We start from the raw sequence: 25,379 nt of genomic DNA, 5'->3' as shown, positions 1-25,379 counted from the left end.
CCAAGGGTTTTGCGAACCATGACGCCAGACCTTCTCTCCAGCCTGTCGCTCTCGACGCCAGAGCTGATCCTCGCCATCGGCGCTTTGGCGCTGTTGATGGTGGGTGCCTATTCGCGCGCCAACACCACCACGACGGTGACCGCTCTTGCCGTCGTCATCCTGGTGGTCGCCTGCGCCTGGATGGTGTTTTCCACCGGGCAGGGCAGTGCCTATGGCAACGCCTTCGTCCAGGACTCCTTCGCCCGCTTCATGAAGGTGCTGTCGCTGGTCGGCTCGGCAGTGACGCTGATCATGTCGATACGCTTCGCCAAGGCGGAGCATTTCGACAAATTCGAGTATCCGGTGCTGATCCTGCTCTCAACGCTCGGCATGATGCTGATGATCTCGGCCAACAGCATGATCGGGCTCTATCTCGGCCTCGAACTGCAATCACTGGCGATCTACGTGCTGGCGGCGATCAACCGCGACAATCTGCGCTCGACCGAGGCCGGCCTGAAGTACTTCGTGCTGGGCGCGCTGTCGTCGGGCATGCTGCTCTACGGCATCAGCCTCGTCTACGGCTACACCGGCAACACCGGCTTCCAGGAGATCGCCACGGCACTTGGCAGCGGCGAGCGCCAGCTTGGCCTCGTCTTCGGCCTGGTCTTCGTGCTGGCCGGCCTTGCCTTCAAGATCTCGGCGGTACCGTTCCACATGTGGACGCCCGACGTCTATGAAGGCGCGCCGACGCCGGTGACGGCTTTCCTGGCGGCAGCGCCGAAAATGGCGGCGATGGCGCTTCTGGTGCGTGTCACCATGGGCGCGTTCAAGCCGATCGCTTCCGACTGGCAGCAGATCATCGTCTTCATCTCGATCGCCTCGATGGCGCTCGGCGCCTTCGCCGCAATCGGCCAGACCAACATCAAGCGGCTGATGGCCTATTCCTCCATCGGCCATATGGGCTATGCGCTGGTCGGCCTTGCCGCCAACAGCCAGGCCGGCGTGCGCGGCGTCGCCATCTACATGCTGATCTACCTGGTGATGACGCTCGGCACCTTCGCCTTCATCCTCGCCATGCGGCGCAAGGAAGGAAATGTCGAACAGATCAGCGATCTTGCCGGCCTGTCTTCGACCAATCCTGTCATGGCGACGATCCTCACCATCCTGATGTTCTCGCTGGCCGGCATTCCGCCGCTCGCCGGCTTCTGGGGGAAGTGGTACGTGTTCCTCGCCGCCATCAACGCCAATCTCTACACGCTGGCGATCATCGGCGTGCTGGCCTCGGTGGTGGGCGCCTATTACTACCTGCGCATCATCAAGATCATGTGGTTCGATGAGCCGGTCGGTGGCTTCGTGCCGATGGCGACGGAACTGCGTGTCGTGCTCGGCGTCTGTGGCGCCTTCGTGCTGTTCTATGTGCTGATCGGCGGGCCGATAGGCACCTATGCCGAAGCCGCCGCCAAGACCTTCTTCTGACGGTGACGTTCAGGCTGGCTCCAACCGCTGAGACGGAAGGGTTCCGGCTCGAGTCCCATGACACGGTCGGCTCAACCAATGCGCTGGCGCTGGAGCATGCGCGGAAAGGCGATCCGGGAAAACTCTGGGTCGTTTCCAAAAAACAGGAAAGCGGGCGGGGCCGGCGCGGCCGGGTCTGGGCGACGCCCGAAGGCAATCTGGCGGCGACGCTGCTGGTCATTACCACCGCCGAACTTCGGCTTGCCGCCACGCTCGGCTTCGTTGCCGGACTGGCGCTGGCCGACGCGCTCGACGCCGTCGTGCCGAACGGCAAGGTGGCCATCGGCCTCGACGGCGCAAGCCAGGGCAAGAACCGCTTCGAGCTGAAATGGCCGAACGACGTGCTGGCCTCCGGCGCCAAGCTTGCCGGCATCCTGCTGGAATCGGCAATCCTCGACGGCGGCCGTTTCGCGGTGGCAGTCGGCATCGGCGTCAATGTGGTGGCTTATCCCGAGGATTTGCCTTATCCGGCAACATCATTGCGCGCGCTGGGCGCCACATGCGATGCGGAAACGCTGTTTCTGGCGCTGTCGGATGCCTGGAGCGACAATGCGCGGCTGTGGAACGACGGGCGCGGATTGTCGGCCGTCAGGCAGCGCTGGCTGGCGCGCGCGGCGGGACTTGGCGGCGAGGTTGCTGTCAGGATTGACGGTAATGTGGTGCGCGGTACCTTCGAGACCATTGACGAGGACTGCCGTTTCGTGATCCGCGACGATAAAGGCTCGGTTCTGACGATCGCCGCCGGCGATGTACATTTCGGCGCGGTTGCGTCCGCCAGGGTTTGACCGGGCAGGAGAGGGAATATCATGGCGAAAGCTGACAACGCCGAACTCGTGTTCGTGCCGCTGGGTGGTGTCGGCGAGATCGGCATGAACTTCGCCCTCTACGGCTATGGGCCGGCCAGTGCGCGCGAATGGATCATCATCGATGTCGGCGTCACCTTTCCCGACGCGGCGCATCCGGGCGTCGACCTCATCTTGCCCGACACGCGCTTCATCGAGGAGAACCTCGCCAATCTGCGCGGCATCATCATCACCCATGCCCATGAAGACCATTATGGCGCGCTGCTCGACCTCTGGCCGAGGCTGAAGGCGCCGGTCTGGATGACGCCGTTTAGCGCAGGCTTGCTGGAGGCCAAGCGGCAGGGCGAGCAAGGCGCGCCAAAGATCCCGCTGACGATCTACCGGGCTGGCGAGAAATTCACCGTCGGTCCCTTCGAGATCGAGGCCATTCCGGTGGCGCACTCGATCCCCGAGCCGATGTCGCTGGCGATCACTTCGCCGGCCGGCACCGTCATCCATACCGGAGACTGGAAGATCGATCCGGAGCCGACGATCGGGCCGAAGACCGACGAGGCGCGCTTTCGCTGGTATGGCGACAAGGGCGTGCTGGCACTGATCTGCGATTCGACCAATGCGCTCAGGGAAGGCGAGTCGCCTTCGGAAGTGGCCGTGGGCGAGGGGCTCAAGGGCGTCATCCAGAGCGCCAAGGGCCGTGTCGCCGTCACCACATTCTCCTCCAATGTCGGACGCATCGTTTCCATCGCCAGGGCTGCGCGCGATGCCGGCCGCCAGTGCCTGGTGCTCGGCCGCTCGCTGAAGCGCGTCATCGATGTGGCGGGCGAGCTCGGCTATATGGACGGGCTGCCGGAATTCATCGCCGAGGAAGACTTTGGTTTCATCCCGCGCGAAAACCTGGTCATCATCTGCACCGGCAGCCAGGGTGAGCCGCTGGCGGCATTGGCCAAGCTGTCGCGCGAGGAGATGAAATCGGTGTCGCTGACGGCCGGCGACACGGTGGTGTTTTCCTCGCGCACCATTCCCGGCAACGAGAAGGCGATCCTCGAGATCAAGAACCGCCTCATCGATCTCGGCATCAAGATCATCGAGGACGGCGATGCGCTGGTGCACGTTTCCGGCCATCCGCGGCGCAGCGAATTGCGCAAGATGTATGAATGGGTGCGGCCGCAGATCGGCGTTCCCGTGCATGGCGAGGCGGCGCATCTGGTGGCGCAGGGCTCGCTGATGTCGACGTCCGGCATCGGCCAGGTGGCGCAGGTGCGGGACGGCGACATGCTGCGGCTTGCTCCAGGTGCTGCCACCATCATCGACCAGGTGCCGTTCGGCCGCATCTACAAGGACGGCCGGCTGATCGGCAGCGACCAGGCGATGGGCATACGCGACCGGCGCAAGCTGTCCTTTGCCGGCCATGTCGCTGTCAATGTCGTGCTCGACGACAAATATGAGCTGGCCGGCGATCCTGATCTGGTCGCCATCGGCGTTGCCGAGGCCGATGCCAGCGGCGAGAACCTTGAGGATTTGATGATCGACGCGGCAGTCGGCGCGGTCGACTCGATCCCGCGCCAGCGCCGGAAGGACCTCGACCTCGTGCAGGAAGCGGTGCGGCGTGCCGTGCGCGGCGCCGCCAACGAGGCCTGGGGCAAGAAGCCACTGGTGACGGTTTTCGTCACCAGATAGAGGGCGGGAATAGCTAGAAATTCAGCTGGTAGCTGGCGGGGAGCCAGCGAAAGCTCCCGTCCAGCCGCTCGACGTGCTCGAGACCCGGAAACGGCATGTGATAGCCGGCGACCAACAGCCGGTGGTCGGCAGCCATTGTCAGCAGACGCTTGCGGGTCTCGACGGCCTGCTCCTTCTCGTCGTCGAGATCTGCATGCCATTCCGGGTGCTGGATCGACACGACGGAGTGCAGGAAGGCGTCCGACCAGACGAGCAATTGCTGGCCGTCGCTTTCGACGTGGAAGGCCAGCAGCCCTGGAGAATGACCGGCGGCATCGATGGCGGTGATGCCCGGCACGATTTCGTCTCCCGGCGCCACGAATGTCGTCCGGTCGGCAAGGGGCGTGCAGACGCGGCGGAACAGGTCGCGGTTGCTCAATCTGGCTTCGCGCACCGCATCCGCCTCGGTCCAGAAGACGAATTCGGCGGCGCCGAAGACATAGCGCGCCCGGCTGAAAACGGCTTTGCCATTGTTCATAAGGCCGCCGATGTGGTCGGGGTGCCCATGCGTGACAACAACCATGTCGATGTCGGCGGGCTGGAGCCCGAGGTCCTGTAAGCAGTGCAGAAGCGAACTGTCGGCGTCGCCGAATCCGGTGTCGAAGAGGATTTTTTCCACGCCGGTGTCGATCAGCGTCGGGATGAAGCAATGCTCGTATCGATCGGGATCGATAAAGTTCGAGATGGCGAGTTCCTGTACGGCGCCCGGCGATTTTCCGGGCGCGAAAGCCGCCGCGAGATTGTCTCTGATATCGACGGCGTCGAGCAGGGCGGCGACCTTGAATGAGCCAAGATCGAAGCTGAAAACGCGAGGGCGGGAAGGATCGGGCATTGCCGTTTGTACTTCGCTGTTATCGATTGGAACAGGCCGGCGGTTCACCGGAGTGCGACCTTGCGCGCCTCGCGAGAGGCTATTGGTATCGGCCGATTTGACGTAAGACGCCAGCATCGAAGCTGGAGGTTTCATGCTGGGACGCCTGAACCATGTCGCGCTTGCCGTGCCGGATCTGGCTGCGGCGATCGCCGCCTATCGCGATACGCTTGGCGCCCGGGTGACCGCGCCGCAAGCGTTGCCCGAGCATGGCGTCACCGTGGTGTTCGTCGATGTCGGCAACACCAAGATCGAGTTGCTGGAGCCGCTGGGCGAGGGCTCGCCAATCGCGGCATTCCTGGAGAAGAACCCCTCGGGCGGCATGCATCATGTCTGCTATGAGGTCGACGATATTCTTGCCGCGCGCGATCATCTCAAGGCGAGCGGGGCGCGTGTGCTGGGCGACGGCAATCCCAAAACCGGCGCCCACGGCAAGCCGGTGCTGTTCCTGCATCCCAAGGATTTCTTCGGCACGCTGGTCGAACTGGAGCAGGCATGAGCTGGATTTCGTTTGCGGCGCTGTTCTTCATCACATGGTGGCTGGTGCTGTTTATCGTGCTGCCGTTCAGCGTACACACGCAGGATGACGATCACGACGTGACGCTGGGCACCGTTCCCAGCGCACCGCGCGGGCCGCATATGTTGCGCGCCGTGATCCGCACCACCATCGCTACGGCTGTCGTCATGGGCGTTTTCTATGGCTTGACGCGGGGGCTCGGTCTCAGCCTCAACGAAGTCCCGCACATCATACCCGAGTTCAACCAGACACCGGCGCAATAGCACCTGATTCGTCCCGATAGAAACGGGCTCCCACAGGCTGACGCAAGGTCATGTGGTTTGGTAATCTTTGGCGCTAAGCAGGTGATTGCACAAAAAAAATGCAAGGCACAAGGCCTTGCAATTTAAACGCGTCCGATCTGTTTCCGGTTTCCGGCGGCAGCGAGTAACCGCGCCTAGATCGCATCCTCCCAAGACTTTGACCGCGTAGGAGAGCAGATTTTTCTCTACCCTCTCGGTTATCGGGGCACACTAGCCTAAGCCAGATGAAATTGTCACGCAGAATTTTGCCCGGAAACAGGCATTCTCGTGCTGCAGTGCACAATAGTACGGCAGGCTTTGCTTGTGAAACGATCAACGGGCCGGATGCGGCATTGTCGTGGCCTCGAATGCCGCCCATCCCCGGATGTGCAAAGGACGCTGCAGCACTTTGAAGCCAAGCATCGTGGTGGTCCAAACCGAGGGTCAGCAAAGTAAAATCGATTTTTCCGATTTCGGGCCGATGCGGCAGGTCGGGTTTCCATTCCGCCATGAAATGGCTATGAAGCCGGGGCAAGCAGCCAGTGACGCGCCGATTCCGGTGCGGCTATCCTCTCTCACGGACCAGTCCATGCGTTTGTCGCGCTATTTCCTGCCTATCCTCAAAGAAAATCCGCGCGAGGCCGAAATCGTCTCTCACCGGCTGATGCTGCGCGCCGGCATGATCCGCCAGCAAGGGCAAGGCAGCTTTTCCTGGCTGCCATTGGGCAAGCGGGTGCTGGACAAGGTCTGCCGGATCATTCGGGAAGAACAGGACCGCGCCGGTGCGCTGGAGATTCTGATGCCGACCATCCAGTCGGCCGAGCTGTGGCGCGAAAGCGGCCGCTACGACGACTACGGCAAGGAGATGCTGCGCATCAAGGACCGGCAGGACCGCGACATGCTCTACGGTCCGACCAACGAGGAAATGGTCACCGAGATCTTCCGCTCCTACGTGCGCTCCTACAAGGATCTGCCGCTCAATCTCTACCACATCCAGTGGAAATTCCGCGACGAGGTGCGGCCGCGTTTTGGCGTCATGCGTTCGCGCGAATTCCTGATGAAGGACGCCTATTCCTTCGACCTCGATTATGAAGGCGCCAAGGCGGCGTACAACCGCATGTTCGTGTCCTATCTCAGGACGTTCACGCGCATGGGGCTGCAGGCGATCCCGATGCGGGCCGACACCGGACCGATCGGTGGCGATCTCAGCCATGAATTCATCATCCTGGCCGATACCGGCGAGAGCCAGGTTTTCTGCCATCGCGACTATCTTTCGCTTGCCGTGCCGGGAGCAAGCACCGACTTCGCCAACGGCGCCGAGATCGCCGACATCGTCAAGACATGGACGACGCCTTACGCCGCCACCGATGAGATGCATGACGAAGCGGCGTGGGAAAAGGTCGGCGAGGGGGACAAAGTCTCTGCGCGCGGCATCGAGGTTGGCCATATCTTCCATTTCGGCGACAAATATTCCAAACCGATGGGCGCCAAGGTGACCGGACCCGACGGCAAGGACAGTTTTGTCTCGATGGGCTCCTATGGCATTGGGCCGTCGCGGCTGGTCGCGGCGATCATCGAGGCCAGCCATGACGACAACGGCATCATCTGGCCGGAATCGGTGGCGCCGTTCGACATCGGTCTGATCAACATGAAGGCCGGCGACGCCGACTGCGACCGCGTCTGCGGCGAACTCTATGACGCACTCTCCGCCGCCGGCAAGGATGTGCTCTATGACGACACCGACCAGAGGCCGGGCGGCAAGTTCGCCACCGCCGACCTGATCGGCCTGCCGTGGCAGATCATCGTCGGGCCGCGCGGCGTCGCCGCCGGCGAGATCGAGATCAAGAATCGCAAGACCGGCGAGCGCGAGACGCTACCGATCGCGGACGTCAGGAAACGCTTCGGGATTGCCGCATGAGCGAAGCGGCTGCAGCCAAGCGCACGGTCGCCAAACCCTTGGTCGCTGGGCCATTTTCCATGTTCGAGCGCATGGTTGCGTGGCGCTATCTGCGCTCGCGGCGCAAGGAGACGGTGATCTCGGTCATCGCCTCGATCTCCTTCCTCGGCATCATGCTGGGCGTCGCCACGCTGATCGTCGTCATGGCTGTGATGAACGGGTTTCGCGCCGAGCTTCTGACGCGCATCCTCGGCGTCAACGGCCATCTGATCGTGCAGCCGCTCGATTCGCCGCTGGAGGACTATGCGCAGGTCGCCAGCCGCATCAACGGTGTGGCAGGCGTCAAATACGCCATTCCGCTGATCGACGGTCAGGTGCTGGCGCAAGGCAATGTCGGCGGCGGCACCGGTGCGCTGGTGCGCGGTATCAGGGGGGATGATCTCGGCAAGATCGCCATTGTCGCCAACAACATCAGGCAAGGCTCGATTGCCGGCTTCGACACAGGCGAGGGCGTTGCTATCGGCAAGCGCATGGCCGAGAATCTCGGCCTTGTACTAGGCGACACCATCACGCTGATCTCGCCGGATGGCGACGTGACGCCAATCGGCACGACGCCGCGGATGAAGGGCTACCCGATCACGGCGATCTTCGAGGTCGGCATGTCGGAATATGACACGTCGATCGTCTACATGCCGTTTTCCGAAGCGCAGCTCTATTTCAACATGGACGGACGGGCGCAGACGATCGAGATCTATGTCGACAATCCCGACGATGTCGACGCGCTGAAACCGAAGATCGAGGAAGCGGCGCAGCGGCCGATCGACATGGTCGACTGGCGCCAGCGCAACGAGACATTCTTCTCCGCCCTGCAGGTGGAGCGCAACGTCATGTTCATGATCCTGACGCTGATCGTGCTGGTGGCGGCGCTCAACATCATTTCGGGCCTGATCATGCTGGTGAAGGACAAGGGCCACGACATCGCCATCCTGCGCACCATGGGCGCCTCGCGCGGCGCCATCTTGCGCATCTTCCTGATGACTGGGGCGGCGATCGGCGTCACCGGAACGCTGGCCGGCGTGCTGCTCGGCGTTCTCATCTGCTTCAACATCGAATCGATCCGCCAGTTCTTCTCCTGGATGACCGGCAAGGTGCTGTTCAATCCGGAGCTTTACTTCCTCAGCCAGCTGCCGGCGAAGATGGATCCGCGCGAAACGACCTATGTCGTCATCATGGCGCTCGGGCTTTCCTTCCTGGCAACGGTGTTTCCGGCATGGCGGGCCGCCCGCCTCGATCCGGTCGAAGCCTTGAGGTACGAATGATGGCCGAGGCCATTATCGAGCTGAAGAGCGTCGAGCGGCACTATGTGCAAGGGCCGCGCAAGCTCACCATTCTGAACGGCGCCGATTTCTCGCTGAAGCGCGGCGAGATGGTGGCGCTGGTAGCGCCGTCAGGTACCGGCAAGTCGACGCTGCTGCACACCGCCGGCCTGCTCGAGCGGCCCGATGCCGGTGACGTGATCCTGGCCGGGCGCGCCTGCGGGCGGCTTTCCGACGAGGAACGCACGGCGATCCGCCGCAACGATGTCGGCTTCGTCTATCAGTTCCATCATCTGCTGCCGGAATTCTCGGCGCTGGAAAACATCATGATGCCGCAGCTGATCAAAGGGCTGTCCCGCAAGGAGGCATCTGAGCGCGCGGCGCAACTGCTCGACTATATGCAGATCGGCAAGCGCGCGTCGCACCGTCCGTCCGAACTGTCCGGTGGCGAACAGCAGCGCGTCGCCATTGCACGCGCCGTCGCCAATGCGCCGCTGGTGCTGCTGGCCGACGAGCCGACCGGCAACCTCGATCCGGTGACCGCCTCCTACGTCTTCGAAGCACTGGAGGCGCTGGTCAGGCAATCGGGCCTGGCGGCACTGATCGCCACCCACAACCATGAGCTCGCATCGCGCATGGATCGGCGCGTGACGTTGCACGAGGGTAAGGTCGTGCCGCTTTAGGGCACGGCGATACTCAGGTGAGGCCGGCCTGCGAAAGGCGGCTTCCTGCGCTTCCGGTGCTCACGTACCCAAAAGTACGCTCCGCTCCGGTTCTCGGAATCCACCTTTCTCGACTCGGCCTGACCTGAGTCTCGACATGCCCTGCGTCGGCGCCGGACGACGGGCATCGCGCCTGCTAACCTTTCCTTAACCCTGCCCAAACCGGCTGTCAGGATTCGTCGGCATGCCGCTTTCCGATCGTTGACATTCGAACAAAATTAGCACAAATTATGAACATAGCAACAACAGGAGTGAGTTATGACCGATCTGGTTCAGGACGTCGTTTCGCTGGTGTGCATGAGTGCGTTTCTCGTTTCCATGGCGATGTGGATCGGCGCCATGTGAGGATCTGCGGTTTCGCCGCAGTGTTTTGAGGCGGGCAAGAGGGCGTTGTGCCGTTAAGCTTTTCTTGCCGCCATGACGCTAGGGTGCCCTGAAGACAGGAGCAACACCGGTGTCGCCGATCGTGACGGCCATCCTCGTGGCCAGCAATCTCGGGCTGATCTTTCTGCTGATGACCGCGCCGCTCGGTCCGCGCACGATCAAGCTCAGCCGGCTGGTGTCAGCGGACCGTCAGCGTCTCTGGCAGGCGCTGTGGCCACTTGGCAGCGATGCCGGCTGGTCGGGCGAGATCCTCTCCGCCGAGGCGCTCGACGATCAGGGCATGGCTCGCATCATGCTGTCCTGGGAAGGCCGCGACGGCCAGCCAATCGAGCGCAGGTCACGGTTCGAAGATGTTGTCGAAGGCAGTCGTTTTTCGATGCGCGTCATCGAAGATACCGCGCTTGATGCTTCGTTCTGGAAAGACTTTTGCGAGACCACCGAGCTTGTCTCGGAAGGCAGTGGGACGCGGGTGAGTCTCAGCCAGACAGATCGTTATCGTGGCGTCGCCTTCCTGGTTTTCCGCTACTTCGCCATGCGTCGCGAACTCGGCAAGCTGGAGATCTGGGCCAGGACCGGACAGTACCGCAAGGGCGGCTGGTTCGAGCACCCGCTCAGCCAGATCGGCTTTGCCGTTCTTTCGGCGTTCCTCCTGTGGCCGTTCTTCGGGCTCAACCTTGGCGGCCTGGCGCTGGCGTCGATCCTGACCTCGGTGGTGGCCCTGCATGAGCTCGGCCACATGGCGGCCTTCCGGCTGGCCGGGCATCGCCAGGCGCGGATGATCTTCATTCCGCTGCTCGGCGGCATCGCCATTGGCGGGCGGCCCTATGACAGCCGTTTCGAAGTGGCCTTCGTGGCGCTGATGGGCGCCGGCTTTTCCGCCTTCCTGGTGCCGCTGCTGATCGCTGCCAGTGTGTTTGCCGGCGGCGAGGGGCATCGACTCGCCGCTGGTTTGCTGGCGACGCTTGCCGGCTGCTCTGCCCTCTTCAACATCGCCAACCTGGTGCCTGTGTGGAAGTTCGATGGCGGTCAGGTGCTGCGCCAGATCTGTCCCGGCCCGATCGCGCTGGCGCTGGCGTCGTTTTCCCTGCTCTCCGCCTTGCTGGCGCTTGGCTGGCTGGCCGGCTTTTCTCAAAACTTTCTGCTGGTGGCCGGGGCGGTCTTTTCGATCCTCAGCCTGCTGACCATGGGCAGCGCGGTAAAGCCGCGCCACGAACTGAAGCCGATCCGCACCCTCGACCGTTTCGCCATGGGCGGCGCACTGCTGGCGGTCTTTTCAATTCACGGATACGGCCTGTTGTGGGCCTCCGCACGCCTACTCTGAAGCAGCGTGTCAGCCGGCCTTGCGGGTTGCCTCGACCGGCGGAGCTGCAGCCGGACCGAACGCCTCCTCAAAGGCGGACTTCAGCGCCAGGTCGAGATCGGCCATGGTCACGGGCAGGCCAAGATCGACAAGGCTGGTGACGCCGTGATCCGAAACACCGCAGGGCACGATGCCGCTGAAATGACCGAGATCCGGCTCGACATTGATGGCGATGCCGTGAAAGCTCACCCAACGCCTCAGGCGGATGCCGATGGCGGCGATCTTGTCTTCGGCGGGAGATCCGTCGGGTAGGGAAGGGCGATCCGGCCGCACGACCCAGACGCCGACACGATCCTCGCGGCGTTCGCCGCGCACATTGAAGGCGGCGAGCGTGTCGATGATCCATTGTTCGAGCGCCGCGACGAAAGCGCGGACGTCCTCGCGCCGCCGCTTGAGGTCGAGCATCACATAGGCGACCCGCTGGCCAGGCCCGTGATAGGTGTATTCACCGCCGCGCCCGGCAGCAAACACCGGGAAGCGGTCGGGCTCGATCAGGTCCTCGACGTGGGCACTGGTGCCGGCGGTGTAGAGCGGCGGATGCTCGACCAGCCAGACCATTTCGCCGGCGGCGCCGGTTCTGATCGCATCGGCGCGCGCCTCCATCACGGCGAGCGCGTCGGGGTAGGTGGTCAAGCCGGGCTCGATCCGCCATTCGACCGGCGCGGAACCGGGCAAGGGCAGGAACGACGTGGCGATCTGGCTGCGTTCTGGCATGGTGTATCTCTTGCTGCCCCTCATATGGCGGCAATCTATCAAAACGTCCAGTTCCGGGCGCGTTCCAGGCCTTTGCAGCCTTTTCAAACAGGGTGAGAAGCCGTTTCAGGACAGATGAGCTGCGCTGGTGCGATAATGCATCGCCCGCCGGGATGATGCCGGTTGCGGGCTCTGGAGGGCGGCGGTCTCGATCGCCTTGTCGCTAAAAAACGACAGATCAAGAGCGGCTTTTGGTGCGGTCGAGAAGACTCGAACTTCCACGGGTTGCCCCACAGCGACCTCAACGCTGCGCGTCTACCAATTCCGCCACGACCGCACGTGGTAGGAGCCGGAACGAACCGGCTCGCGGCGTGTAGCAAATCGTTTCCGGCGAAACAAGGGCGCGGCGCGCAATAATCTCCGGCGATTTGGCATAAGGCTTCCCATAGCCCTCGCTGGCAAAGTCCGTACGAATTGGTATCGGCCATCGCTGGCGCTGCATGCCACCGCTAGCTGCGAGAAGGCGCTTGGGCAGATGGCATTTTTCTCCGAGCGGCCGAACTTTGAAAGACTGTTTCTATGGAATTTGTAGAATTATGTTTGGATGTGGCCTCGGTACTGGTCGCCAAGTTCTGACGAGGCTTTCGCCTCCTCGGCAAAGTTGCGCCAGCGATTTTGAAGAATGGAGGCTCCCCATGACCAAACTCGTAGATCAGATCATCCCGGAAGCCGATATTGTCCCGCTTACGGGACGTGTCGGTGCGGAGATCAGGAACATACGGCTTTCTGGCGACCTGCCGCAGCAGACGGTGGCGGCGATCAACCAGGCCCTGTTGCGGCACAAGGTGGTGTTCTTCCGCGATCAGGCGCATCTCGACGATGTCGAGCAGGAGCGCTTCGCCCATCGTCTCGGCGACCTGGTGCCGCATCCGACCCAAGGTCCCATCAAGGGAACGGCGTCCATTCTCGAGCTCGATTCGAGCCGTGGCGGCGGTCGTGCCGATCAATGGCATACCGACGTCACCTTCGTTGACGCCTATCCGAAATTCTCCGTTCTTCGCGGCGTCGTCATACCGCCGGCCGGCGGCGACACCATCTGGTCGAACACCGCCGCGGCCTACCAGGACCTGCCCGCGCCGTTGAAGCTGCTGGCGGACAATCTCTGGGCGGTTCACAGCAACGCCTACGACTACGCCGCGGTCCGGCCGCGGGCGAGCGCTGCGGAAAAGAAGCATTTCGAGGAGGTCTTCACCTCGACGGTCTACGAGACCGAGCATCCCGTCGTTCGCATCCATCCCGAAACAGGCGAACGCACGCTGCTGCTCGGCAATTTCGTGCAACGGCTGGTCGGTCTTTCCAAAAGCGATTCAGCGCGGCTCTACGAGGTGTTCCAGTCCTATGTCACCGCGCCGGAGAACACCGTCCGCTGGCGCTGGAAAGCCGGCGACGTGGCGATCTGGGACAACAGGGCCACGCAGCACTACGCAGTCAACGACTATGGCGATCAGCACCGGGTCGTCCGTCGCGCCACGGTCGACGGCGATGTTCCGGTCAGCGTCGACGGTCGCCGCAGCGCCACCCGCACCAAGGTCCCGAAGCCCGCGACCGACAAGGCCGCCTGAGCGCGGTCGAACCTAGGGAGCCGCTGTAGCCCTGGGACGGGGTAGCTGGGCAAAACCGGCCTATCCCGTCCACCCAAGGCCAGCCGAGATGCAATTGATCGATACGAGCAAAGCGTCGGTCGCCCGCTTTTGATCCACTGTCCCGGCATTTGCGCGGACCTCACGCAGCAGGTCGACCTGCAGCCGGTGAATGTCGTCCATCTGCCGCCGCAGATTGTCGAAACGCCGCTTGAACATCGGAAAGCGTGCGGAGAGATCGCCTCCCGTGAGGTCTCCAATCAGGCGTCGCGTCAGCTCGTATTCGGCGCCGATGCGGGCGTAGATTCTTGCCGCGGCATCGCTGTCGGACACCAGCCCGGCATAGAGCCGCGCGATCTCCATGTCGGACTGGTAAAGTGTCTTCTCAGCCTCGTCGACGATCAGGCGGAAGAAACGCGAGTGCTCGAACATGCGGGCCAGAAGGTCGCGCCCGGCCTCGCCGCGCACCGTGACGAAAGAGCTGAGCGCGCTGCCGATGCCATACCAGCCGGTCAACAGGTGACGGTTCTGGCTCCAGGCGAACACCCACGGAATGGCGCGCAGGTCGGCAATGCCGCTGGCTCCGAAACGGCGATCCGGTCGTGAGCCCATTTTCAGGAGCGCCAGTTCCGCCACCGGGCTCGCCTGGTTGAAATAATCGAGGAAGCCGGGCTCGGCCATCAACCTGGCGTAGGAGGCCTGCGACATGCCTGCCAGCGCTTCCAGCGCTTCGTCGAACTCGGGTGTCTGCGTCGTTTCGGCGTCGCCGGGCGATGCGGCGCTGTGGCCCAGCACGGCTGCAGCGAGAATCTCGAGCTGGTTGAGGCCGGTGCCGCGATTGGCGAATTTCGACGATACGACCTCGCCCTGTTCGGTCACCCGCATGGTTCCGGCGACAGTGCCTTGCGGCTGTGCCGCGATCGCCCGGCCGGTCGGCGCGCCGCCGCGGCTGACCGAGCCGCCGCGACCGTGAAAGAAACTGATCCTGACCTTATGCTTGCGTCCGACGGCAGCGAGGCGCTTTTGCGCTTTTGCCAGTTCCCAATTGGAAGCCAGGAAACCGCCGTCCTTGTTGGAATCCGAATAGCCGAGCATGATCTCCTGGCGCGCGCGAAAATCCCGCACCGTGCGCCTCACCAGCGAAATGCCGAGCAGTTCATTCAGGATGGCAGGGGCGGCCTGCAGATCGGCGATGGTCTCGAACAAGGGCACGATCCGCAGCCTGATTGTGCCGCCGCCACCGGGCGCGGTTGAAAGTCCGCAATATTGTGCCAGCAGATAGACCGCGAGCAGGTCGTCGACCGAGCGGGTCATGCTGAGAACGAAAGAGCCGATAGCGTTGGCATCCAAAGTGGAGATGTGCCTGGCGATGACGGAGAATGTCGAAAGCAGTTCACCGGCTTCAGGCGAGAGCCGCCCTGCGTCGATCTCCAGCCGCTCGCCCTGGCTGAGGCCCAAGCGAATGCGCGCCGACCATTGCGGGGTGCCGGCCGTGACCGGCTCGGCGGGATTTGTCAGCGCAAACAGCTCGGCCAGCACCCGGTTGACGACCGTGGAGTTCTGCCTGACGTCGAGCGAGACGGTGCGGAAGCCGAAGCTTCCGACTTGCCAAAGCAGAGGCTTGACGAAACGCCTGGCGACGGCGCGCCCTCCGATCGCTTCGAGAACGCAAGACAGCCCATTCAGATCGGCACGAAACGCCTCCGCCGAGAGATACGCTGCCGTACCGCCGTCTCGCGTGGCCACCAGCCGGGCATACAGGGCCGATGCGAATTGGCGCAGCGGTTCGTCAGGGTTGCGGGCGGCGATCAATTGCGCCTCTCCGCTTCTATCAAGTGCTGCTTGCAGCACCGGCTTGAAGCTGGCCGGCAGGTCGATGACGTTCGAACTGGCGCTGAGCACCGTCACCAGCCGCTGCAGCTGCGTCAGATACCAGCCTATGGCGGTGTTGCGGTATTCGGCCATGGCATGGTCGGTGACGGCGGCCGTCACATTTGGATTGCCATCGCGGTCGCCGCCGATCCACGAGGCATAGCGCATGAAGGGGGGAATTCTGATCGGCTTTCCCGGATAATGACGCTCGAAGGCGCCTTCAAGCTTGCCATAGAGCTGCGGCGTTGCCTCGAAGAGGACCTCGCGAAAGAAATGCAGGCCCCAGGCGATTTCACGTTCGACCGTCGGGCGTTCCAACCGCAGTTCGCCCGTCATCCATAGAAGCTCGATCTCGCTTTCCAGATCGGCGACCAACAGGTCGCGTTCGCGCGGCGCCCAGCGCGGCTGGTCGAGCTCGGTCAGCTTGCGATAGATGCGGCGGTGGATCTCCAGCACCGTGACGCGTTTGGCCTCCGTCGGATGGGCGGTCATGGTCGGACCGACACAAAGCTCGTCGAGCGTCGCCTGGACTTCCTCCGCCGACTGGCCGTTCGCCGCCATCTGCGCGACCACGCTGGCGAAAGATCCGGGCACTTCGTCGACGCCCGCGCCTTGTTCGAGTTCGCGACGCGCCCGCATGGCAAGCAACTCGTCGGCAATCGCCAGCAACTGGAACCACACGCCGCTCGCCTGAAGCGCCGGGATGCGCTGCTCCTGGGCAAGCGAGACAAGCGACCTGCGTCCGCTCAGAACGGCGGCGATCTCGGGCTCACGCGCGCTTGCGACCTGAAGCAGCAGGCGCAACAACATGCTGCGCTCGTCCTCGCGAAACTTGATGCGTCTGCTCTGTTCCAAAGCCGCTTCCTCGTCCGCCTCGATTGCAATTGTAGCCGCGCCTTGAATTGCTAGCGCAGGCTGTCAGGCAACCCGGTTGGGAACCGGACGACCCTCGAAGAAGGCGGTCAGGTTCTCCACCACCTTCATGCCCATCGCCACCCGCGTTTCCTCGGTCGCACTGCCGAGATGCGGCAACAGCACGACGTTTTCCAACCGCTTCAGCGCCTCCGGAACGGCCGGCTCCTCGGCAAAGACGTCGAGACCTGCGCCTGCGATCTCGCGCCTTTCCAGCGCACCGATCAGGGCATCCTGGTCGACGACGTCGCCGCGCGCCGTGTTGATCAGGAACGCGCCGCCTTTCATCAGCCGCAGGCTGCGGGCATCGATGAGATGGCGGTTTTCCGCGCCGCCCGGACAGTGCAGTGAGACGAAGTCGGATGCCGTGAGCAGCCCTTCCAGGGTCTGCATCTGCACCGCGCCCATGGCGCGCGTTTCGTCATCATCGACCGGCGACCGGTTGAAGAACACGATCTTCATGCCGAAGCCGAAATGCGCGCGCCTGGCTGTTGCCTTGCCGATGCGCCCCATACCGACAATGCCCAGGGTCTTGCCCGATACTTTCGCGCCGGCCATGTGGGTCGGCGACCAGCCACGCCACTCTCCGGCCCGCAATTGCCGCTCGCCTTCACCGGTCCGGCGCGCGACAGCCAACAGCAGGCTGAGCGCGAGGTCGGCGGTGCAATCGGTCAGCACGCCCGGCGTGTTGGTCACCACGATGTCGCGGTCGCGCGCCGCCGCGACATCGATATGGCTGAAGCCGACGCCGAAATTGGCGATGATCCGGGTGCGGGCGTCGCTGTCGGGAAACACCAGGGAAGGCAAGCGGTCGCTGACCGTTGCCAGGATCGCGTCGAAATCCGCGAAGGCGGACGTCATGGCGGCTGGGCTCAGCGGCGTATCGCTGGCGTTGAGCGTCGTGTCGAAGCGCTCGGCAAGGATCGCTTCAACGGCGGCCGGCCATCTGCGGGTGACAATCAAGCGCGGTTTCATCTGATATCCTGCCAATGAAGGGCCGCGGTGCTTCCGCCGACCCCGAAACAGACTTCACATTCTGCGCTATGCGGCCGGCGGCCGGATCACGCCGCCTTCTTCGCCTGCGCCAGCGTGTCGGCCACGACTTCGCCGAAAGACGACGGCGTCGGCACGATGACGACGCCGGCCTCTTTCAGGATTTCGACCTTCTCCTGCGCCGACTCGCCAAAGGCCGAGATGATCGCGCCGGCATGGCCCATGCGGCGGCCTTTCGGGGCGGAAAGGCCGGCGATATAGGCGATCAGCGGCTTGCGCATGTTGTCGCGCGCCCAGAGTGCCGCCTCGGCTTCCTGCGGTCCGCCGATCTCGCCGATCATGACCACGGCGTCGGTGTCGTCGTCCTGCTCGAACAGCTTCAGAATGTCCTTGAAGGACGAACCGTTGATCGGATCGCCACCGATGCCGACACTGGTGGAAACGCCGATGCCGAGCGCTTTCATCTGCGACGCGGCCTCGTAGCCGAGCGTGCCCGAACGCCCGACAATGCCGACGCGGCCTGGCAGGTAAATGCTGCCGGGCATGATGCCCATCAGCGCCTGTCCGGGCGTGATCATGCCGGCGCAGTTCGGCCCGATCAGCCGCATGCGGTCCTCGAAGCGGTAGCGCAGCATGTAGCGCTTGACCTGCATCATGTCCTGCGAAGGAATGCCGTCGGTGATGCAGATGCAGAGTTTTATGCCGGCGTCCGCCGCTTCCATGATCGAGTCGGCGGCAAAGGGCGGCGGCACGAAGACGATGCTGGCTTCGGCGCGGGTTTCGCGCACCGCACCCTTGACGGTGTTGAAGACGGGCAGGCCGAGATGTGTCTGGCCGCCCTTGCCGGGCGTCACGCCGCCGACAAGTTTGGTGCCGTAGCGTTTCATGTCCTCGGCATGAAAACTGCCGATCTTGCCGGTGAAGCCCTGGACGATGACGCGGGTGCTGCGATTGAGCAGGATTGCCATTTTTCGACCTCCCTCAGGCTGCTTTTTTCTTGGTGGCGGCGCGCCAGGCGGCGACGGCTTTTTCGGCGGCTTCGGCCAGCGTGTCGGCAACGATCACCGCCTCGCCGGAATCGGCCAGGATGCGGCGCCCTTCCTCGACCTTGGTGCCGGCGAGCCGCACCACCAATGGCACGTTGACGCCAACTTCGCGGATCGCCTTGATGACCCCCTCGGCAACCCAGTCGCAGCGGTTGATACCGGCGAAGATGTTGACGAGGATGGTCTCGACATTCTTGTCGCCAAGCACGGCGCGGAACGATTTCGCAACCCGCTCGGGCGAGGCGCCACCGCCGATGTCGAGGAAGTTGGCGGGCTCGCCGCCGGCGATCTTGATCATGTCCATCGTCGCCATCGCGAGGCCGGCGCCATTGATGATGCAGCCGATATTGCCGTCGAGGCCGACATAGGAAAGGCCACGGTCGCTGGCAAAGGTTTCGCGCGCGTCTTCCTGGCTCTTGTCGCGCAGTTCGGAGATTTCGGGCCGGCGAAACAGCGCGTTCTCGTCGAACGACATCTTGGCGTCGAGCGCGACGAGGTTGCCGTCGCGGGTCACCACCAGCGGATTGATCTCCAGCATCGAGGCGTCGTAGTCGCGGAACACCTGGTAGCAGCCAAGGATGGTTTCGGTCGCCTTGCCGATCAGGTTCTGGTCGAGGCCGAGCCCGAACGCGATCTCGCGCGCCTGAAACCGCTGCATGCCGACACCGGGATCGACCGTGGTGCGGATGATGGAATCCGGCGCCCGTTCGACGATGTCCTCGATCTCGATGCCGCCGGCGGCCGACGCGACGATCATGACGCGCTCCTCCTTGCGGTCGAGCACGAAGCCGACATAGAGCTCCTGCGCGATGTCGACGGCTTCCTCGAGATAGAGCCGCGAAATCAGCTTGCCGCGCGGGCCGGTCTGATGGGTCACCAGCTTGCGGCCGAGCATGGCCTCGGCGGCTTCCGCGATTTCCTCGTCATTGACGCACAGCTTGATGCCGCCGGCCTTGCCGCGCGCGCCGGAGTGAACCTGCGCCTTGACGACCCATTTGCCGCCGCCGATCTCGCGGGCGCGGTAGGTCGCCTGCTCGGGGCTGTAGGCGAGGCCGCCGCGCGGGATGTGGACTCCGTGCCGGGCGAGCAGTTCCTTGGCCTGATATTCGTGAATGTCCATTTTGTCCTCCCGGGATCCTCAATGCGCAGCAGCGCGCGGCTGACCGGCGCGTTCGATTGCCTCGTTGACCACCAACACGTTGCGCGCCATGCGTTCCGACGCCGCGTCGATCATCTTGCCGTCAAGTGCGGCGGCTCCCTTGCCCTGCGCCTCCGCTTCCTTCAGCACTTCAAGGATGCGCCTGGCCCGCGTCACTTCTTTTTCCGGTGGCGAGAAGACCTCGTTGGCAAGCGCGATCTGCGAGGGATGGATTGCCCATTTGCCTTCGATGCCCAGTGCCGCCGCACGCCTGGCGCCGGCGAGGTAGCCTTCCGGATCGGAGAAATCGCCAAACGGTCCATCGATGGCGCGCAGGCCGTAGGCCCGGCAGGCGACGGTCATCCGCGACAAAGCAAAATGCCACTGGTCGCCGGGGTAGTCGGGATTGAGGCCGCCAATGTTGACGGTGCGCGCCTTGTTGCTGGCGGCATAGTCGGCGACGCCGAAATGCATGGCTTCCAACCGTCCCGGGAAAGCCGCGATCGCCTCGACATTGGCCATGCCGAGCGCGGTCTCGATCAGCGCTTCCAGCCCGACGCGGGTCTTGAAACCCTTGGCCATCTCGATCTGGTTGACCATGGCTTCGACCATGTAGAGATCGGCCGGGACGCCGACCTTCGGCACCAGGATGGTGTCGAGCCGGTCGCCGGCCTGTTCCATCACGTCGACCACGTCGCGATACATGTAATGCGTATCAAGGCCATTGATGCGCACCGACACGGTCTTGCCCTTGGCGTGCCAGTCGATGTCGTTGAGCGCCTGGATAATGTTCTTGCGGGCCCGCTCCTTGTCCGGCGGGGCGACCGCGTCCTCGATGTCGAGAAAGATGAAGTCGGCGGCGCTGTTCGCCGCCTTGTCGATCATCTCCGGGCTCGAGCCTGGAACGGCCAGTTCGCTGCGCTGCAGCCTGAGTTTCCTGAGATGGTTGATTGTGTGGCTCATGGTCGTTCTCCTCAGGCGGCTTCGGCCACCGGCACTTCGGCCGAGGCGCGGAAGTGCTGGATGGCCGCACCGACACCGGAGCCCGGCGCCAGCCGCACGCCGCAATCGAGCAGCGCCATTTCGGCGGCCGACAGCGAGGCCAGCACCATCACCTCGTTCAGCCAGCCGAGATGGCCGATGCGGAACACCTTGCCCATCACCTTGTTGAGGCCGCCGCCCAGCGACGTCTGGTAGGTGCGGTAGGCGCGCTTGACGACGTCGCCGCTGTCTATCCCTTCCGGCACCAGGATGGCGCTGACCGTGTCGGAGTGCCATTTCGGCGCCTTGGCGCAGAGTTTCAGGCCCCAGGCGTCGACCGCCTTGCGCACGCCTTCGGCGAGGCGATGGTGGCGGGCGAAGATGTTCTCCAGCCCTTCCTCGGCGATGAGGTCGAGCGAGGCGCGCAGGCCGCGCAGCAATTGCGTCGCCGGCGTGTAGGGGAAATAGCCGGCATCGTTGGCGCGGATCATGTCCTCGAAGGAGAAGAAGCAGCGCCGATGGGTAGCAACCCGCGAGGCGACGAGCGCCTTCTTGCTGACGGAGAGGAAACCGAGGCCGGCGGGCAGCATGAAACCCTTTTGCGAGCCGCTGACCGCGCAGTCGACACCCCATTCCTCCTGGCGGAAATCGATCGAGCCGATCGATGATACGCCGTCGACGAACAGCAGGGCAGGGTGGTTTGCGTCATCGAGTATGGCGCGGCAGCCGGCGACGTCACTGGTGACGCCGGTTGCGGTCTCGTTCTGGGTGCAGAACACCGCCTTGATGCGATGCGCCGTGTCCGCCTTCAGTTTTTCCGCATAAAGCTCGAGTGGAACACCGGTTCCCCACTCGCAGTCGATTGCATCGACCTCGAAGCCGAGGCGCTCGGCCATGTCGATCCACAGATGCGAGAACTGGCCAAAGCGCGACATCAGCACCCGGTCGCCGGGGCTGAGCACGTTGGTCATCGCCGCTTCCCACGCGCCGGTGCCCGATGACGGGTAGATGAAGACGCGGCCGGTTTCGTTCTTGAAGACTCGTTTGATGTCTTCGAACAGCGGCAAGGTGAAATCGGGGAATGAGCCTGCGCGCATGTCCTCCATCGGCAGGTTCATTGCCTGCCGGACCCGCTCGGGAATGTTGGTGGGTCCTGGGATGAAAAGGTGGGTGAACCCAGCCATGTGCGAACTCCTCCGATGCTTCGACATTGTGGAGGGAGTGTCGTTTGGACCGCGTGGTGCAACAACACCTTGCCGGGTAAGTAATCGCGGCGCGCGGGTAGGACGAACCTACCCACTTGGCCTACCCACTTGGCCTACCCGGTCGGCCTACCCGAAAGGGTGCGACGCTTCTCGTTCGAATAGAGCGCCACCGCCATCGCCCGGTTGCGGACGTCGAGCTTGTCGTAGAGATTCTTGAGGTGGTATTTCACCGTATTCTCGGAGATCCCGGTGCGGGTCGCGATCTGAAGGTTGGTCCAGCCGTCGGAAAGCACCGCCAGCAGTTCCCGTTCGCGGACGGTGAGCTGCGACAGCGGCGTGTCGTTGACCTTGTTGATGTCGATATAAGGGATGCAGATACGGCCATGCGCGACCGCCAGGATGGTCTCAAAAATAACCGGCGGGTCGTCGAACTGAAAGCAATATCCCTGCGCGCCGAGGCGCACGCACTGCTTCAGGATGCCGATATCGTGGTCGTTGGAAAAGACGGTGACGCGCACGTCGAGCTTGCGGTTCTGGATCTCGGCCAGGACATCGGCGCCGTCCATGTCGACCAGCTTCCAGCCGATGACGGCGACGTCGAATTCGCCCGCCATTGCCAACTCGAGGAAATGCTTGCCGCTTCGCACGGAGCCGAAAAACTCGAAACGCCCGTCGCACTGCAGCATTTCACGCAGTGCCGACACAACGAGCGGATTGCGCTCGGCGACGAGGACGCGAACGCGTTGCCCTGCGATTGCCTCGTTTGTTCTCTCTGACGTTGTGTTCAAGGGCTTCCGGTTATCTTGGCCACTTTACGGGGCACAGGCGGATGCGGTTTTTTCTGCAACTTACATGACGGCAATTCTGCCCTAACCGCGAATGCGTGCTCTTTCCCCAGCGACATGCGCTGTCGCGCCGTCTGAAGCCTGGGCAGCGTCGTTCTTTGATAAAATCGCCCCGGTGCCGCAAGCAGGGCAGGGCGCATTTCGTTTGATATTCCCGTGCGTTGCGCGCTAGACCTGACAGGCACCTTTTCCGGAATTCCGATGGCGGGAGGCGCTGGTGGAACGCCAGGGCGAACAGACGACCGGCGCCAGAGCCGCTGAAGACAGCCACGCCGATATCTATGGCGAGGACGGCGTCATTCTGTCGTCATTCCTGGCCCAGATCGGTGCTGCGATCGCCGATCGCGACACGCTGACGCTGAAGCGCGAAGTCGACGACCTGCACCAGTCGGAACTGGGCGACCTGCTCGAAGCGCTCCACCCCGAACAGCGCCGCGTGCTGGTCGACCTCCTGGGCGCCGACTTCGACTTCTCCTCGCTGACCGAGGTCGACGAGGCGATCCGCATGGAGATCGTCGACAATCTGCCCAATGCGCAGATCGCCCAGGCGGTGCAGGAACTCGATTCCGACGACGCGGTCTACATTCTCGAAGATCTCGAAAAGGAAGACCAGGACGAGATCCTGTCGCAACTGCCGTTCACCGAACGGATCAGGCTGCGTCGCTCGCTGGACTATCCCGAAGAGACTGCTGGCCGCCGCATGCAGACGGAGTTCGTCGCCGTGCCGCCGTTCTGGACCATCGGCCAGACCATCGACTACATGCGCGAGGACAAGAACCTTCCCGACCGCTTCAGCCAGATCTTTGTCATCGATCCGAGCTTCAAGCTGCTTGGCGCCATCGATCTCGACCAGATCCTACGCACCAAGCGGTCGGTGAAGGTCGAAGAGGTCATGCATGAGACAAGGCACGCCATTCCGGCCACCATGGACCAGGAAGAGGCGGCGCGCGATTTCGAGCAATACGATCTTCTCTCCGCCGCCGTCGTCGACGAGAACGAACGGCTGGTCGGCGTGCTGACCATCGATGACATGGTCGACGTCATCCAGCAGGAGGCCGAAGAGGACCTTTTGCGCATGGGCGGCGTCGGCGACGAAGAGCTGTCGGACAGCATTGTCTCGACCTCGCGGTCGCGTGTTCCCTGGCTGCTCATCAATCTTCTGACGGCTTTCCTGGCGGCGTCGGTGATTAGCCTGTTCGACCATACGATCGAGCATATCGTGGCACTTGCTGTGCTGATGCCGATCGTGGCCGGCATGGGCGGCAATGCCGGTTCGCAGACCATGACCGTTACCGTGCGGGCGCTGGCGACCAAGGACCTCGACATCTACAATGCCGGTCGCATCATCCGCCGCGAGATGGGGGTGGGCTTCATCAACGGCATCATCTTCGCGATCCTGATCGGCATCGCCGCGGCGGCGTGGTTCTGGGACCCAAATCTCGGCGGCATCATTGCGGCGGCGATGATCATCAACATGTTCGTGGCCGCCCTTGCCGGTATCCTGATCCCGCTGCTGCTCGACCGGTTCAAGGTCGATCCGGCGGTGGCCTCGGCGGTGTTCGTCACCACGGTCACTGACGTCGTCGGCTTCTTTGCCTTTCTGGGGCTGGCGACATGGTGGTTCGCAGTGCCCTAGGGACAGGCTGATACGGTAGTGGGTCACTATGCGCGGGCCTTACAAGAAGCGGGCCGCGATCTAGGAGAAAATGTGTTGCAGAATAGGCTCTCGCAGTTTCCCAGCTTTCATGACGGCTATCTAACAGGCATCGAACTTGCTGAGGAAAGCGCTGTAGTCGGCCTTCAACATTACGACGGCACTAGATATCGGCTTCACCTGTCAGGCATCAAGGCACTGCTTGCGAACGAGTTTCGGCAAGGCAATATCATTTCTTCCCTAAAGCTCACGACCGGCACAAGCCCCGACATCGGCGATCTTAGGTTGCTATGGCCCGTACCCCATCCCGAAGTAGCGGATGAATACCACCAGAAGCACGAGATTTTCGTTGAGGATCAACGGAGCAAGATTGAGTGTGGCGAAGGAGTTTGGCTCAATTTGACCGCTTCCTACGGCTGCGATCTCGTAGCTGTTTGTAAGTCAGTCGAACTGGTCGCTTTGGACATTAACGCGAATAGCCAGATTTCAGGCTGACCCACTACCGCTGATGCGCTTCAATTGACTTTTACGTAAGTGCCGTGCGAGGCTCGCGCGGGGCGCCGTGTCGATTCCGGCATGGCATGGGTTGGTTCGGGACGAAAGGGCGACGCCGCTTGGCGATCGCCCGGGATTCCGGCATCTGGAGTGACAATGCGGGAATATTACTCGATCACCGAACTGACGCGCGAATTCGAGGTGTCGACGCGGACGCTGCGCTTTTACGAGGATGAAGGGCTGGTGCAGCCGGTGCGGCGCGGCCGCACAAGGCTGTTTCGCCCGTCCGACCGGCATCTCATTCGCCAGATCATGCGCGGAAAGCGGCTCGGCTTTTCGATCAACGAAATCCGCGAAATCATCCAGATGTACAAGGAGCCGCCCGGCGAGGTCGGTCAACTCAAGCTGATGATCAAGCGCATCGAGGAAAAGCGCGAGGATCTCAGGCAGAAGCGACGCGACCTCGAAGAGACTTTGGCCGAACTCGACCAGGCCGAGGAATCCTGCGTAGAGCGATTGGTGGAGCTCGGCGTCAACACCTGAACGC

Annotated in this window: 22 protein-coding genes and 1 tRNA gene; 13 read left to right on the top strand and 10 right to left on the bottom strand. The window is 63.1% G+C overall.

The window, feature by feature from the left end:
* Nucleotides 1-18 precede the first annotated feature (18 nt).
* From nuoN to AC1DX6_RS06850, 3 genes are read left to right on the top strand one after another with little or no spacing between them, the layout of a single operon-like run.
* The gene (gene nuoN / locus AC1DX6_RS06860) at nt 19-1,455 is read left to right on the top strand and encodes an NADH-quinone oxidoreductase subunit NuoN (protein ID WP_477311991.1); all 1,437 of its coding nucleotides are present in this window, start codon (nt 19-21) and stop codon (nt 1,453-1,455) included.
* 2 nt (nt 1,456-1,457) lie between these two features.
* Entirely contained in the window at nt 1,458-2,279 is an 822-nt protein-coding gene (locus tag AC1DX6_RS06855; protein WP_477311990.1) for a biotin--[acetyl-CoA-carboxylase] ligase, read from the top strand.
* Nucleotides 2,280-2,300: 21 nt separating this feature from the next.
* Complete coding sequence (locus AC1DX6_RS06850; RefSeq protein WP_477311989.1) at nt 2,301-3,971, top strand: ribonuclease J; 1,671 nt, start codon at nt 2,301-2,303, stop codon at nt 3,969-3,971.
* Between the two features lie 13 nt (nt 3,972-3,984).
* On the opposite strand, the gene AC1DX6_RS06845 is transcribed toward AC1DX6_RS06850, so the two are convergent.
* A complete protein-coding gene (locus AC1DX6_RS06845; protein ID WP_477311988.1) occupies nt 3,985-4,959 on the bottom strand; it encodes an MBL fold metallo-hydrolase in 975 nt (324 codons plus the stop codon).
* A 16-nt stretch (nt 4,960-4,975) separates the two neighbouring features.
* Here AC1DX6_RS06845 and mce point away from each other — a divergent pair, with 16 nt between their 5' ends.
* The 6 genes from mce (at nt 4,976) to AC1DX6_RS06815 (ending at nt 11,319) form a co-directional block, all read left to right on the top strand.
* Entirely contained in the window at nt 4,976-5,380 is a 405-nt protein-coding gene (gene mce / locus AC1DX6_RS06840) for a methylmalonyl-CoA epimerase (RefSeq protein WP_112618677.1), read from the top strand.
* On the top strand, nt 5,377-5,661 hold the full coding sequence (locus AC1DX6_RS06835) for a DUF1467 family protein (protein WP_477311987.1): 285 nt from the start codon (nt 5,377-5,379) through the stop codon (nt 5,659-5,661). Before mce ends, AC1DX6_RS06835 begins: the two co-directional genes overlap by 4 nt.
* Nucleotides 5,662-6,268: 607 nt before the next feature.
* Nucleotides 6,269-7,597 carry a proline--tRNA ligase gene (proS, locus tag AC1DX6_RS06830; RefSeq protein ID WP_477311986.1) on the top strand — a complete coding sequence of 443 codons (1,329 nt, stop codon included), beginning with the start codon at nt 6,269-6,271 and terminating at the stop codon, nt 7,595-7,597.
* Entirely contained in the window at nt 7,594-8,895 is a 1,302-nt protein-coding gene (locus AC1DX6_RS06825; RefSeq protein ID WP_477311985.1) for a lipoprotein-releasing ABC transporter permease subunit, read from the top strand. Before proS ends, AC1DX6_RS06825 begins: the two co-directional genes overlap by 4 nt.
* Entirely contained in the window at nt 8,892-9,575 is a 684-nt protein-coding gene (locus tag AC1DX6_RS06820; RefSeq protein WP_477311984.1) for an ABC transporter ATP-binding protein, read from the top strand. Before AC1DX6_RS06825 ends, AC1DX6_RS06820 begins: the two co-directional genes overlap by 4 nt.
* Nucleotides 9,576-10,068: 493 nt before the next feature.
* Complete coding sequence (locus tag AC1DX6_RS06815) at nt 10,069-11,319, top strand: site-2 protease family protein (RefSeq protein ID WP_477311983.1); 1,251 nt, start codon at nt 10,069-10,071, stop codon at nt 11,317-11,319.
* A 9-nt stretch (nt 11,320-11,328) separates the two neighbouring features.
* Here AC1DX6_RS06815 and lipB read toward each other — a convergent pair whose 3' ends face one another.
* Together lipB and AC1DX6_RS06805 are read right to left on the bottom strand one after the other, a co-directional pair.
* Entirely contained in the window at nt 11,329-12,072 is a 744-nt protein-coding gene (gene lipB, locus AC1DX6_RS06810) for a lipoyl(octanoyl) transferase LipB (protein ID WP_477311982.1), read from the bottom strand.
* A gap of 231 nt (nt 12,073-12,303) precedes the next feature.
* A tRNA-Leu gene (locus tag AC1DX6_RS06805) sits at nt 12,304-12,388 on the bottom strand.
* A 358-nt stretch (nt 12,389-12,746) separates the two neighbouring features.
* On the opposite strand from AC1DX6_RS06805, the gene AC1DX6_RS06800 reads away from it, so the two are divergent.
* On the top strand, nt 12,747-13,673 hold the full coding sequence (locus tag AC1DX6_RS06800; protein WP_477311981.1) for a TauD/TfdA dioxygenase family protein: 927 nt from the start codon (nt 12,747-12,749) through the stop codon (nt 13,671-13,673).
* A gap of 60 nt (nt 13,674-13,733) precedes the next feature.
* Here the strand turns inward: AC1DX6_RS06800 and AC1DX6_RS06795 are convergent, their stop codons facing one another.
* From AC1DX6_RS06795 to AC1DX6_RS06765, 7 genes are all read right to left on the bottom strand, one after another.
* Entirely contained in the window at nt 13,734-16,418 is a 2,685-nt protein-coding gene (locus AC1DX6_RS06795; RefSeq protein ID WP_477311980.1) for a phosphoenolpyruvate carboxylase, read from the bottom strand.
* Nucleotides 16,419-16,481: 63 nt separating this feature from the next.
* Complete coding sequence (locus AC1DX6_RS06790; protein WP_477311979.1) at nt 16,482-17,450, bottom strand: 2-hydroxyacid dehydrogenase; 969 nt, start codon at nt 17,448-17,450, stop codon at nt 16,482-16,484.
* Nucleotides 17,451-17,536: 86 nt separating this feature from the next.
* Nucleotides 17,537-18,436, bottom strand: coding sequence for a succinate--CoA ligase subunit alpha (gene sucD, locus AC1DX6_RS06785; protein WP_477311978.1), 900 nt, complete (start codon nt 18,434-18,436; stop codon nt 17,537-17,539).
* Nucleotides 18,437-18,449: 13 nt separating this feature from the next.
* On the bottom strand, nt 18,450-19,634 hold the full coding sequence (locus AC1DX6_RS06780) for a malate--CoA ligase subunit beta (RefSeq protein ID WP_477311977.1): 1,185 nt from the start codon (nt 19,632-19,634) through the stop codon (nt 18,450-18,452).
* Nucleotides 19,635-19,652: 18 nt separating this feature from the next.
* A complete protein-coding gene (locus AC1DX6_RS06775) occupies nt 19,653-20,615 on the bottom strand; it encodes an HpcH/HpaI aldolase/citrate lyase family protein (RefSeq protein WP_477311976.1) in 963 nt (320 codons plus the stop codon).
* Nucleotides 20,616-20,626: 11 nt separating this feature from the next.
* Nucleotides 20,627-21,817 (bottom strand): aminotransferase class V-fold PLP-dependent enzyme, encoded by a 1,191-nt coding sequence (locus AC1DX6_RS06770; RefSeq protein WP_477311975.1) that lies wholly within the window; start codon nt 21,815-21,817, stop codon nt 20,627-20,629.
* A 134-nt stretch (nt 21,818-21,951) separates the two neighbouring features.
* Nucleotides 21,952-22,626, bottom strand: coding sequence for a LuxR C-terminal-related transcriptional regulator (locus AC1DX6_RS06765; protein WP_477311974.1), 675 nt, complete (start codon nt 22,624-22,626; stop codon nt 21,952-21,954).
* 274 nt (nt 22,627-22,900) lie between these two features.
* On the opposite strand from AC1DX6_RS06765, the gene mgtE reads away from it, so the two are divergent.
* The 3 genes from mgtE to AC1DX6_RS06750 all read left to right on the top strand — a co-directional run bounded on the left by mgtE (nt 22,901) and on the right by AC1DX6_RS06750 (nt 25,375).
* Nucleotides 22,901-24,319: a magnesium transporter gene (mgtE, locus tag AC1DX6_RS06760; RefSeq protein WP_477311973.1), complete on the top strand. Its 1,419-nt coding sequence runs from the start codon at nt 22,901-22,903 to the stop codon at nt 24,317-24,319.
* 75 nt (nt 24,320-24,394) lie between these two features.
* On the top strand, nt 24,395-24,832 hold the full coding sequence (locus tag AC1DX6_RS06755; RefSeq protein ID WP_477311972.1) for a hypothetical protein: 438 nt from the start codon (nt 24,395-24,397) through the stop codon (nt 24,830-24,832).
* Nucleotides 24,833-24,988: 156 nt separating this feature from the next.
* Complete coding sequence (locus AC1DX6_RS06750; RefSeq protein ID WP_006335629.1) at nt 24,989-25,375, top strand: MerR family transcriptional regulator; 387 nt, start codon at nt 24,989-24,991, stop codon at nt 25,373-25,375.
* Nucleotides 25,376-25,379: the final 4 nt, after the last annotated feature.

The organism is Mesorhizobium sp. P2_C4 (genome assembly GCF_056404575.1).
The sequence above is the reverse complement of the archived record's forward strand: the minus strand, read 5'-3'. Positions and strand labels throughout refer to the sequence as shown.

Coding starts and splice junctions, on each gene's coding strand:
- nuoN (WP_477311991.1), top strand. CDS start 19: ATGACGCCAGACCTTCTCTCCAGCCTGTCGCTCTCGACGCCAGAGCTG.
- AC1DX6_RS06850 (WP_477311989.1), top strand. CDS start 2,301: ATGGCGAAAGCTGACAACGCCGAACTCGTGTTCGTGCCGCTGGGTGGT.
- AC1DX6_RS06845 (WP_477311988.1), bottom strand. CDS start 4,959: ATGCTGGCGTCTTACGTCAAATCGGCCGATACCAATAGCCTCTCGCGA.
- mce (WP_112618677.1), top strand. CDS start 4,976: ATGCTGGGACGCCTGAACCATGTCGCGCTTGCCGTGCCGGATCTGGCT.
- AC1DX6_RS06835 (WP_477311987.1), top strand. CDS start 5,377: ATGAGCTGGATTTCGTTTGCGGCGCTGTTCTTCATCACATGGTGGCTG.
- proS (WP_477311986.1), top strand. CDS start 6,269: ATGCGTTTGTCGCGCTATTTCCTGCCTATCCTCAAAGAAAATCCGCGC.
- AC1DX6_RS06825 (WP_477311985.1), top strand. CDS start 7,594: ATGAGCGAAGCGGCTGCAGCCAAGCGCACGGTCGCCAAACCCTTGGTC.
- AC1DX6_RS06820 (WP_477311984.1), top strand. CDS start 8,892: ATGATGGCCGAGGCCATTATCGAGCTGAAGAGCGTCGAGCGGCACTAT.
- lipB (WP_477311982.1), bottom strand. CDS start 12,072: ATGCCAGAACGCAGCCAGATCGCCACGTCGTTCCTGCCCTTGCCCGGT.
- AC1DX6_RS06800 (WP_477311981.1), top strand. CDS start 12,747: ATGACCAAACTCGTAGATCAGATCATCCCGGAAGCCGATATTGTCCCG.
- AC1DX6_RS06790 (WP_477311979.1), bottom strand. CDS start 17,450: ATGAAACCGCGCTTGATTGTCACCCGCAGATGGCCGGCCGCCGTTGAA.
- sucD (WP_477311978.1), bottom strand. CDS start 18,436: ATGGCAATCCTGCTCAATCGCAGCACCCGCGTCATCGTCCAGGGCTTC.
- AC1DX6_RS06780 (WP_477311977.1), bottom strand. CDS start 19,634: ATGGACATTCACGAATATCAGGCCAAGGAACTGCTCGCCCGGCACGGA.
- AC1DX6_RS06775 (WP_477311976.1), bottom strand. CDS start 20,615: ATGAGCCACACAATCAACCATCTCAGGAAACTCAGGCTGCAGCGCAGC.
- AC1DX6_RS06770 (WP_477311975.1), bottom strand. CDS start 21,817: ATGGCTGGGTTCACCCACCTTTTCATCCCAGGACCCACCAACATTCCC.
- AC1DX6_RS06750 (WP_006335629.1), top strand. CDS start 24,989: ATGCGGGAATATTACTCGATCACCGAACTGACGCGCGAATTCGAGGTG.